The organism is Paraburkholderia caffeinilytica (assembly GCF_046030355.1).
In the GTDB taxonomy this organism is placed as follows: Bacteria; Pseudomonadota; Gammaproteobacteria; order Burkholderiales; family Burkholderiaceae; genus Paraburkholderia; species Paraburkholderia caffeinilytica_B.
Genome location: NZ_JAQQCQ010000042.1, coordinates 26,409 through 37,067 on the forward strand (window position 1 = coordinate 26,409; position 10,659 = coordinate 37,067).

General features: G+C 61.7%; 11 protein-coding genes. 3 read left to right on the forward strand and 8 right to left on the reverse strand.

Going from position 1 to position 10,659, the window contains the following annotated elements:
• Positions 1–46 precede the first annotated feature (46 nt).
• The 5 genes from PQQ95_RS35675 to rpsP form a co-directional block, all read right to left on the reverse strand.
• The gene (locus tag PQQ95_RS35675; protein ID WP_408446857.1) at positions 47–763 is read right to left on the reverse strand and encodes a CoA pyrophosphatase; all 717 of its coding nucleotides are present in this window, start codon (positions 761–763) and stop codon (positions 47–49) included.
• A 93-nt stretch (positions 764–856) separates the two neighbouring features.
• Positions 857–1,246: a 50S ribosomal protein L19 gene (rplS, locus tag PQQ95_RS35680; protein ID WP_408446860.1), complete on the reverse strand. Its 390-nt coding sequence runs from the start codon at positions 1,244–1,246 to the stop codon at positions 857–859.
• Between the two features lie 156 nt (positions 1,247–1,402).
• On the reverse strand, positions 1,403–2,170 hold the full coding sequence (trmD, locus tag PQQ95_RS35685) for a tRNA (guanosine(37)-N1)-methyltransferase TrmD (protein WP_408446862.1): 768 nt from the start codon (positions 2,168–2,170) through the stop codon (positions 1,403–1,405).
• A 25-nt stretch (positions 2,171–2,195) separates the two neighbouring features.
• Positions 2,196–2,930 carry a ribosome maturation factor RimM gene (rimM, locus tag PQQ95_RS35690; RefSeq protein ID WP_408446865.1) on the reverse strand — a complete coding sequence of 245 codons (735 nt, stop codon included), beginning with the start codon at positions 2,928–2,930 and terminating at the stop codon, positions 2,196–2,198.
• 117 nt (positions 2,931–3,047) lie between these two features.
• Positions 3,048–3,302 (reverse strand): 30S ribosomal protein S16, encoded by a 255-nt coding sequence (gene rpsP, locus PQQ95_RS35695; protein ID WP_006476550.1) that lies wholly within the window; start codon positions 3,300–3,302, stop codon positions 3,048–3,050.
• Between the two features lie 244 nt (positions 3,303–3,546).
• Between rpsP and PQQ95_RS35700 the strand changes: the two genes are divergently transcribed.
• A complete protein-coding gene (locus tag PQQ95_RS35700; protein ID WP_408446885.1) occupies positions 3,547–4,677 on the forward strand; it encodes a PQQ-dependent sugar dehydrogenase in 1,131 nt (376 codons plus the stop codon).
• 204 nt (positions 4,678–4,881) lie between these two features.
• A complete protein-coding gene (locus PQQ95_RS35705; RefSeq protein ID WP_408446868.1) occupies positions 4,882–5,349 on the forward strand; it encodes an NINE protein in 468 nt (155 codons plus the stop codon).
• 16 nt (positions 5,350–5,365) lie between these two features.
• Here PQQ95_RS35705 and PQQ95_RS35710 read toward each other — a convergent pair whose 3' ends face one another.
• Entirely contained in the window at positions 5,366–6,511 is a 1,146-nt protein-coding gene (locus tag PQQ95_RS35710; protein WP_408446871.1) for a PA0069 family radical SAM protein, read from the reverse strand.
• Positions 6,512–6,609: 98 nt separating this feature from the next.
• On the reverse strand, positions 6,610–7,098 hold the full coding sequence (locus PQQ95_RS35715; protein ID WP_054036112.1) for an Lrp/AsnC ligand binding domain-containing protein: 489 nt from the start codon (positions 7,096–7,098) through the stop codon (positions 6,610–6,612).
• A gap of 169 nt (positions 7,099–7,267) precedes the next feature.
• Between PQQ95_RS35715 and PQQ95_RS35720 the strand changes: the two genes are divergently transcribed.
• Entirely contained in the window at positions 7,268–8,554 is a 1,287-nt protein-coding gene (locus PQQ95_RS35720; RefSeq protein WP_408446873.1) for a D-amino acid dehydrogenase, read from the forward strand.
• Positions 8,555–8,722: 168 nt separating this feature from the next.
• On the opposite strand, the gene PQQ95_RS35725 is transcribed toward PQQ95_RS35720, so the two are convergent.
• Positions 8,723–10,513 carry an acyl-CoA dehydrogenase gene (locus tag PQQ95_RS35725; protein WP_408446876.1) on the reverse strand — a complete coding sequence of 597 codons (1,791 nt, stop codon included), beginning with the start codon at positions 10,511–10,513 and terminating at the stop codon, positions 8,723–8,725.
• Positions 10,514–10,659: the final 146 nt, after the last annotated feature.

Consider the following 10,659-nt stretch of genomic DNA (forward strand, 5'->3'; position numbering starts at 1 on the left):
GCACGGACATTGACAAACACCCAACAAGTGCACAACCCGCGGCGATTCAAGCCGCGAGAAAGCGATAGAAGTTGCGCAGCATCGCCGCCGTCGCGCCCCAGATGAAATAGTGGCCGCCTACCTGCCCCTCACGATCCGCAGCTTCCGCCGACGCCGCTCGCGGATAGGGCATGGCGAAAAAGCGACGCTCGCCGCCTTCGTAACGAAACACGCGCTCTTCGTGATGCGCGGGGTTCATCAGAAACGCGAGCGGCACTTCGAAGACTTCGGCCACTTCGAGTGCATCCGCTTTCAGCGTGAAGGGCGGATGCACAAGACCGATCACAGGTGTCACACGAAAACCAGTGCCCGTCAGATAGTCGGGCAACGCACCGAGAATTTCAACGCGCGACGGATCGAGGCCTACCTCTTCCTGCGCCTCGCGCAACGCCGTGGCGGTTGCATCTGCGTCGAACGGTTCATGACGGCCGCCGGGAAAGCTCACCTGGCCGGCGTGGTCGTTCAGATGGTCGGCACGTTGGGTCAGCAGCACGGTGAGACCGCTGTCGCGCACGACCAACGGCACCAGCACGGCGGCGACGCGCGGATCGACGTGCGTATCGCGCCAAGGTGCTTCGACAATCGGTTCAGGCGTCCAGCTTGGACGCTGCTCGAAACGCGCGCGCAGACCATCCGGCGTCAGGCGCCCGGCAACCACCGGTGGCAGATCGGCACCCGTCGCTTCGACAGGCAAAGTTTCAGGCTCAAAGGCGGGGCGGATCAACGGGTCTCTCTGAATAAGCGGATAGGGGACATGCCGCTATTTTGACCTGGCAAACAAAAAAGCACCCGCGAGGGGTGCTTTTTCTTACAGCTCTTACGCTTCCGGAGCAGCGCGGTCTTTCTTGGCGACCAGCTTTTCCTTGATCCGAGCCGACTTGCCCGAACGGTCGCGCAGGTAGTACAGCTTCGCACGACGCACATCGCCACGACGCTTCACGACGATGCTTGCCAGCAGCGGCGAGTACGTCTGGAACGTACGCTCGACGCCTTCGCCCGACGAAATCTTGCGGACGATGAACGACGAATTCAGACCACGGTTACGCTTGGCGATCACGACGCCTTCGTAAGCCTGAACACGCTTACGCGTACCTTCAACCACGTTCACGCTGACCATCACCGTATCGCCGGGGGCGAATTCGGGGATGGTCTTCTCGCCGAGGGCGCGGCCGATTTCTTCCTGCTCGAGTATTGCAATCAGATTCATCACTGACTCCTATGTCCATCTTGTCGGCGTTCGTACCTGCGTCGCAGAAAACTACTAGAAAACTGCTCGGCTACGGCCCCGATAGAGGATGGGTTCACATCTGGCGCCGTACACGCATGTGCGGCGCCGCCTATGTCCGCTCGAAAGCCCAAAGCTTTACGCCTTCGACACTTCCTTTGCGAGACTCGTAAGCCATGCCTCGTCGGCACGGCTCAACATCTTGTTCTTTCGGGCCTTCACGATCAGATCCGGCCGTTTGTTCAACGTGTTGCGCAAGGCTTCACGCCGACGCCATGCTTCGATTTCCGCATGATGGCCGCCGAGCAGCACATCGGGCACACGCACGCCGTTATATTCCTCCGGACGCGTGTAATGCGGACAATCCAGCAACACGTCGACGAAACTATCCTGCACCGCCGATTGCGAGTCGTTGAGCACGCCGGGTAACTGACGCACCACGGCATCCATCAAGGCCATGGCCGGCAATTCGCCGCCGGACAGCACAAAATCGCCGAGGCTGACCTCTTCGTCGACGACACGGTCGAGCAAACGCTGATCGATCGCTTCATAGCGCCCGCACAACAGAATCAAACCGGGTTCGGCCGCGAACTGCATGACACGGTCGTGATCCAGCGTGGCGCCTTGCGGCGACATCATCACGACGCGCGACGCGCCGATACCCTGCTCCGCCTGCGCCGCTTTCGCCGCGCCGATCGCGTCTTCCAGGGGCTTGGCCAGCATGACCATGCCGGGGCCGCCGCCGTAGGGGCGATCGTCGATTGTGCGGTAGTTGTCCGTGGTGAAATCGCGTGGATTCCACGTGCGCAACCCGTAGCGCTCCTGCTTCGCCGCACGGCTGGTGATACCCCAGTCGGTCAGCGCACGAAACATGTCGGGAAAGAGCGTTACGACATCGAACTGCATCGCTCTCTCCAGTCAGCGAAATTATTTAGTAATCGGCTTCCCAGTCGACGATGATCTGCTTCGCCGCCTGATCCACCGTTTTGACAAAGACGCCGACGAACGGGATCAAACGCTCGCCGGTGACCGGTTTACCGCTTTTGTCGGTATCCGGGTATTCGATGCGCAACACCGAGTGCGCACCGTTGTCGATCATGTCTGCAACCTTGCCGAGGTTGACCCCGGCAACGTTCACCACATCCAGGCCGAGCAGGTCGACCCAGTAGAACTCGTCGGCCCCGAGGACCGGAAATTCACTGCGGCTGATATAAACGCGCGTGCCGCGCAGTGCCAGAGCCACATCGCGGTCAGCTATGCCGCCCAGATGGGCAACGATACTGTCGCTATGCGTTTTTGCCTGTAATGACGGCGCCGACTTGCGCTCGTGGCCTTTCAGCAGCCACCAGCGCTTTGCGCTTAGCAATGCGTCTCCGCCATGCCCGGCATCCGCATGCGCGGCTACCTTGACCCAGCCTTTGAGGCCGTAAGCGTCGACGATTGCACCGACCTCGACCGCGTCGGCCGGCCAGCTTTCCACCGTTTCCGCTCGCATTTCTGCTGCGCTGGAATCAGTGTTTGCAACTTTGGCTTTCGCCTTGCCTTCGGCCCCTTCGACCGGCTTGCGGACGAATGCACCGAACGGCGCCTGACCAGACGTCTTTGCGCGCGGGGCTGCCGCTTTTGCCTTCACGCGACCTGAATTGCCGGAATCACGTTCAGACATAAGAGAACCTCGCTGCCAGCTTCGACGCCTGCTTCAGCAAAACTCGCGCATCGGACTGCTCACGCAAGCTGCGCGAGCCGCCGGCCGAACCGACGACGATACGCATGCTAGCTACCATTAAGCAGCCGGCTGCGCCTTTTGCGCTTCTTTCACGAGACGCTGGACGGTCGGCGACAGTTGTGCGCCAACACCTTGCCAGTACGTCAGGCGATCTTGAGCGATACGCAGCGACTCACCCTTCGTAGCGACCGGGTTGTAGAAGCCAACGCGTTCGATGAAGCGGCCGTCACGACGGTTACGCGAATCGGTTGCGACGATGTTGTAGAACGGGCGCTTCTTGGAGCCGCCACGAGCCAAGCGGATGATGACCATACTAGAATCCTTGAAAACCGGGGTTCGGAACGACTGAAACACGCGATTATAGCGGGAAACCGACGCCATAACAAACACTTACCGGGATAAACTGAACGACGGGGTTGTGCCGGCCATACAGGCCAAGGCCTCGAACCACGCCGAAACGCCCGAATTACCTGACGGAGCGCCCGTGAAACTCCTGCCGCCCCCTGTGTTTTTTTTCACTTCATTCACCGTCTTTCGGCGAGTTGCCCGCTTTTGGCTGCTTACCGGCCTTTCGCGCGCCGCCCGCGTTCAGGCCCTGCGAACGGGTGCAGCACTGTTGCTCACCGCCACGGCCGTGCCGGCGCTCGCCGCGCTGCCGGTCGAGCGCATCAAATTGCCACCCGGTTTCCATATCGAGGTCCTGTCGGACGCCGTGCCGAGCGCGCGGGGAATGGCACTCTCGCCGAAGGGCATTCTTTATATAGGCAGCATCGACGGCCACGTCTACGCGCTCGAATTACAGAACGGACGCGTGACGGCGCGCCACGTGATCGCCTCCGGATTGGAAATGCCAGCGGGCGTGGCATGGCGGGATGGCGCGCTGTATGTGTCCGCCGTGTCGAAAATTCTACGCTTCGACGCGATCGACGCCCATCTGAATGACCCGCCCAAGCCGGCTGTGGTCATCGACACACTGCCGACAGAGACCCATCACGGCTGGAAATTCATCGCCTTCGGGCCAGACGGCAAACTCTATGTACCGCAAGGCGCGCCCTGCAATGTCTGCCTGAAAGACCGCGACCGCTTTGGGCTGATTGGCCGCATGGACCCGGACGGCAGCCATTATGAAGTCGTGGCGCGCGGCATTCGCAACTCCGTCGGCTTCGCATGGCACCCGGTGACGCACGAGCTGTGGTTCACCGACAATGGCCGCGATCTGATGGGCGACGACGTGCCCAACGACAAGCTCAACCGCGCGCCACGCGCCGGCATGGACTTCGGTTTCCCCTACTGCCATGGCGGCGACACACCCGACCCCGAGTTCGGCAAAGACCATCCATGCAGCGCCTTCACACCGCCTGTTATCAAACTCGGCGCGCACGTCGCCTCGCTCGGCATGCGCTTTTACAGCGGCTCGATGTTCCCGGCCGCCTATCGCGACACTATTTTTATCGCCGAGCATGGCTCGTGGAATCGCAGCAAGAAGGTCGGCTACCGTGTCGTGCGAGTGGTCACCGACCCGGACGGCAGTCATGCACGCCAGGAAGTCTTTGCGGAAGGCTGGCTCCAGCCGGGTGAATCAGTATGGGGCCGCCCCGCCGACGTGCAGTCGCTGCCCGACGGTTCGCTGCTAATCAGCGACGACTATGTCGGCGCCGTCTACCGCGTAACCTACTCCGCGCCTTAACCCAACAACCCGAAGCGCAACTACGCGCGCGAGCCACCGATCCAGCCCGCTCGCACCCAAACCGCGAAGAACTCAGACAGCCGCAGCCTCCCGCGGCCCCACACCACGTGACCGGCGCCACGCGGCGTGGCGTAGAATGCGCGTCGGCCCACGCCCACCAGCGCACCGCTCCCTTCGACCGCCTGTCACTCTGCTCTCGCCTACATGTCCACCCTTGCTCCGACTTCCTCGCATTTCAGATCCAAGACGATTACCGCCGCGCTGGCATTCTTTTTCGGCAGCCTCGGCGCCCACCGCTTCTATCTGTATGGCACGCGTGACATTTACGGCTGGGCTCATCTGCTCGGCACACTAATCGGGATTCCGGGCGCCATGCTGGTGGTGGCGAGCGAGCGCGCCTCGATGCTGGGCTGGGTGCTCGCGTTTTTCGGTGCCGTTTCGCTGCTCTCCGCCTTTCTGGCCGCGATCGTCTACGGTCTACGTCCGGATGAAAAATGGGACGCGCAGTTCAACGCGCAAATCCAGCGCAAAAGCCGCTCGGGCTGGACCGTCATTTTCATCGTGATCTTTTCGCTGCTGATCGGCGCGTTCCTGCTGATGACGGGCCTCGCGATCTCGTTCCAGACCTACTTCGAAGGCCAGGTGCAGGCCGCCAAAGCACTCTCGCAATGACTTTCTACTTGCCGCGCTAAAAAAGATCCAATTGCGGATCGTTGCGCGGCCGCGGTTCAGCGCGCACCGGCTCAACCCGGCGAAAGTGCGACATATCCAGAATGCCGCGATCGCGCCGGTTTAGCCCGAGCCGGCGCACAGCCTTGTGAAAGCGCTGCTTCAACAGGTCCGCCCACAACCCTTCCCCCTTCATTCGGGTGGAAAAGTTCGAGTCGTAGTCTTCCCCTCCTCGCATATCGCGCACACGGCTCATTACCCGGTCAGCCCGATCGGGAAAATGGGCCGCAAGCCAATCTTTGAATAGCGGCGCAACTTCCCACGGCAAGCGCAATACGATGTAGCTCGCATTGCACGCGCCGGCCTCTGCACAGGCTTCCAGCACGCGCTCCATGTCCGGCTCGGTGACGAACGGAATGACCGGCGCGATACTCACGCCAACCGGTATGCCCGCCTCGCTCAGCATACGGATCGTGCGTAATCGGCGCGACGGCGTGGCCGCACGCGGCTCAAGCGTGCGCGCGATATCCGCATCCAGCGTGGTGATCGTGACGGCCGCCATGAACTGCCCGCGCGCCGCCATAGGCGCAAGCAGATCGATATCCCGCTCGATCAGCGACGATTTGGTGATCGCCGCGAACGGATGACCGCGCTCGCCAAGCACTTCGATCACTCGCCGTGTGAGGCGCAAATCGCGCTCGACGGGTTGCCAGGCGTCGGTATTGACACCGAGCGCAATCGGCTCCGGCACATAAGACTTCTTCGACAACTCGCGCTCGAGCAACTCCGGCGCGTTGACCTTTGCGTAGATACGACTTTCGAAGTCGAGCCCCGGCGACAGACCGAGATAGCTATGTGTAGGCCGCGCGAAGCAGTAGATACAGCCATGTTCGCAACCCCGATACGGGTTCAGCGAAACGCCGAACGGAATATCCGGCGACGCATTGCGCGTGAGGATAGTCTTGGCCCGCTCTTCGAAAACCTGTGTGCGCAAAACCTTGGGCTCGCCGTCTTCCTCCGGCGACGAAAGCCAGCCGTCGTCCACCACCTCGCGCTGGTCGACTTCGTAACGGCCTTGCAGGTTCGTCACCGCGCCGCGCCCCTTGCGGGGCGTGGGCGGAGCAATCGGAAATTCGTTAGCGGAGTGGAGGTCGGAATCGGTCACGGCTGGAGCATGCAAAAAAGCAGAACGGCGCAAAATACCTGTATAAATATACAGTGTTTACGCCGTTTGTCGAGTCCAGCTACGCAGCTACATGCGAGCTAATCGCCAACCGCAATCGTCAGCGTTTCCTTGATCTCTTCCATCACCACGTAGCTCTTCGACTGCACCGCGCCAGGCAGTTGCAGCAGGATATCCCCCAGCAGCTTGCGGTAATCGGCCATTTCGCCGATGCGCGCCTTGATCAGATAGTCGAAATCGCCCGAGACGAGGTGGCACTCCAGCACCTCGGGGATCTTCTGCACCTCGCGGCGGAACTGGTCGAACATGTTGCCGCTTTTGTGATCGAGCGTGATCTCGACAAACACCAGCAGCGCCGCGCCTAGCTCAGCCGGGTTCACCCGCGCGTGATAGCCGGTGATCACGCCGTCGCGCTCCATCCGCTTGACGCGCTCGATGCAAGGCGTGACCGAGAGGCCAACCTGTTCGGCGAGGTCTTTCATCGCCATCCGGCCGTCCTGCTGCAGGAGCCGCAGGATCTTGTGATCGAGTTTGTCGAGGGCCCGGATCGGCTGGCGCTGTGTACGCATGGTGTTTTTGCTGAAAATCTTGAAAATACAATAACAAAACCTGCCTGACTGTTAATAGTATAGCGGTTAACACTGGGCGATCCGCATTCCACCTCGTTAATCGAACGAATTCAAACGAATCGACGAGCGCGCCGCCCTCAGACCTCTTATCGGATATCCTGGAGCAGCTATGCGAGTCGTCGTTTTGGGCAGTGGCGTTGTCGGCGTGACGAGTGCTTATTATCTGGCGCGCGCCGGTCATGAAGTGACCGTGATCGATCGCGAGGCCGGCCCGGCGCTCGAAACCAGTTTTGCCAATGCCGGACAGATCTCGCCGGGCTACGCGTCGCCGTGGGCGGCGCCGGGCGTGCCGCTGAAGGCCGTCAAGTGGATGTTTCAGAAGCATGCGCCGCTGGCGATCCGCCTCGACGGCACGCAATTCCAGTTGCAATGGATGTGGCAGATGCTGCAGAACTGCACGTCGTCGCGTTATGCGGTGAACAAGGGCCGCATGGTCCGCCTCGCCGAATACAGCCGCGATTGTTTGCAAGCGCTGCGCGCCGAAACCGGCATCCAGTACGAAGGCCGCACCGGCGGCACGCTGCAGGTGTTCCGCACGCAACAGCAGTTCGACGGCGCGGCGAAAGACATCGCCGTGCTGCAGGAAGCCAACGTGCCGTATGAACTGCTCTCGCCGGCCGAACTCGCACAAGCCGAACCGGCGCTTGCCGCGGTCTCGCACAAGCTGACGGGCGGCCTGCGCCTGCCGGGCGACGAAACCGGCGACTGCCAGATGTTCACCACGCGCCTCGCCGCGTTGGCCGAGCAACTGGGCGTCAAGTTCCGCTACAACACCCCGATCGACGCACTCGCCATGGCCGGCGACCGTATCGCCGGCGTGCAATGCGGGGATGAACTGGTGCGCGCGGATTCGTTCGTCGTCGCGCTCGGTTCGTACTCGACGAAATTCCTGTCCGGCCTCGTGAAGATTCCGGTCTACCCGCTCAAGGGTTATTCGATTACCGCGCCGATCGTCAACGAAGCGTCCGCGCCGGTTTCGACCGTGCTCGACGAGACTTATAAGATCGCGATCACGCGCTTCGACGACCGGATTCGTGTCGGCGGGATGGCGGAGATCGTCGGCTTCGACAAATCATTGCGTCAGGCCCGCCGCGAAACGCTTGAACTGTGCGTGAACGATCTGTTCCCGGGCGGCGGCGACACGTCGAAGGCTACGTTCTGGACCGGCCTGCGTCCGATGACGCCGGACGGCACGCCGATCGTCGGCCGCACCCCTGTGCCGAACCTGTTCCTGAACACGGGTCACGGCACGCTGGGCTGGACGATGTCGTGCGGCTCGGGGCAACTGCTGGCCGACGTGATGTCGGGCAAGCAGCCGGCCATCAAGGCGGATGATCTGTCGGTGCATCGCTATCTCGGCGAGACCGGCGGTGCGCATCGCCCGGCTTATGCCTGAAGTGCTTGTGCCAAAGATCTAACGTTTTAACGCTTCGCGAGCGGTTACGCCGGTTCGTCACCCGTCATCACAGACAAACCGGCCTGACAAAGACAAACGGCGCCTCACCGGGCGCCGTTTGTCGTTTACACACGAGCTTTCGCTACCTGGCTCGAGGGAAGTGCAGCATCAGAACTGATCTTCCGACAACGCCAGCACGCTCTCCCCACCCTTCGCACTGACGATCGACGCTTCGAACGCCGAAGCAAGCGGCAGCACGTGCTCGGCATAGAACTGCGCCGTCGCGATCTTCGCGCCATAGAACGACGGATCTTCGTCGTGCTTTTCAGCCGCCACGAGCAACGCACGCGCCATCTGCCAGCCACCCAGCACGACGCCCGCCAGCTTCAGGTACGGCACGCTGCCGGCGAACACCGCGTTCGGGTCGCTCTTCGTGTTGGCGACGACGAAATCGACCGCCGCGCCCAGCGAGCGATGACCCTGCGTCAGATACTTCTTCATCGATTCGAACGCTGCGCCTTGTTGCGCGCCAAGTGCCTCGATTGTTTCAGCCACACCGGCCAGCAGCGACCTCGCGACCTTGCCGCCGTCGCGCACCGTCTTGCGGCCGATCAGGTCGTTGGCCTGGATCGCGGTCGTCCCTTCGTAGATCGGCAGAATGCGCGCGTCGCGGTAGTACTGCGCGGCGCCGGTTTCTTCGATGAAGCCCATGCCGCCGTGCACCTGCACGCCGAGACTCGTCACGTCGATCGACAGTTCCGTGCTCCAGCCCTTCACGATCGGCACGAGGTATTCATAGATCGCCTGATGTTCGGCGCGTGTTGCTTCGTCAGGATGACGATGCGCAATATCGCAGTAAGCCGCGGCGACATACGCCAGCGCGCGCGAGGCTTCGGTGAGGCCGCGCATCGTCGACAGCATGCGGCGCACGTCCGGGTGCTGAATGATGGCGACCGATTGCTTCGCGGAACCGTCCACAGGCCGGCTTTGCACGCGATCCTTCGCATACGCCACAGCCTGCTGATACGCGCGATCCGAGACGCCGACGCCTTGCATCCCCACCGCGAAACGCGCCGCGTTCATCATGATGAACATGTATTCGAGGCCGCGATTTTCTTCGCCGATCAGATGACCAATCGCGCCGCCGTGATCGCCGAATTGCAGCACCGCGGTCGGGCTCGCCTTGATGCCGAGCTTGTGCTCGATCGACACGCAGTGCACGTCGTTGCGCTCACCGAGCGAGCCATCTTCATTGACGAGAAACTTCGGCACGATGAAGAGCGAAATGCCTTTCACGCCTTCCGGTGCATTCGGCGTGCGCGCCAGCACGAGATGGGCGATGTTTTTCGCCATGTCGTGCTCGCCCCACGTGATGAAAATCTTCGTGCCGAACAGCTTGAACGAACCATCGCCCTGCGGCTCGGCGCGCGTGCGCACCAGCGCGAGATCGGAGCCAGCCTGCGGTTCGGTCAGGTTCATCGTACCGGTCCACTCGCCGGAGATCAGCTTGGGCACGTAGGTTTGCTTCTGCTCTTCGCTGCCTGCCGTGAGCAGTGCCTCGATGGCGCCATCCGTGAGCAGCGGACACAATGCGAACGACAGGTTCGACGCGTTCAGCATCTCGATACAGGCTGTGGCGATCAGCTTGGGCAGACCTTGGCCTTCATAATCGACCGGATGCTGCACGCCTTGCCAGCCGCCTTCGCCGAACTGGCGGAATGCGTCCTTGAAACCGGGCGTCGCGGTAACCACACCGTCTTTCCAGCTGCTCGGGTTGCGGTCGCCTTCCACGTTCAGCGGCGCCAACACTTCGCCGCACAGTTTCGCCGACTCTTCGAGCACGGCCTGTGCCGTTTCGAGGTTCGCGTCTTCGAAGCCCGGCAGCGTCGCGATGTCTTCGAGACCGGCCAGTTCTTTCATCACGAACAGCATGTCCTTGATGGGCGCCGTATAGCTCATTTCAGTTCTCCTCCTGTCTTTCGATAAAAAAAGGGCGCCGGACTTGATAGGTCCCGCGCCCTTTTGTGTGCTGCCAGACGCCGTTTAACCGGCGCTGCGGCGCTTAGCCAAGCTCGCTAACGAGTTCCGGCACGACCGTGAACAGG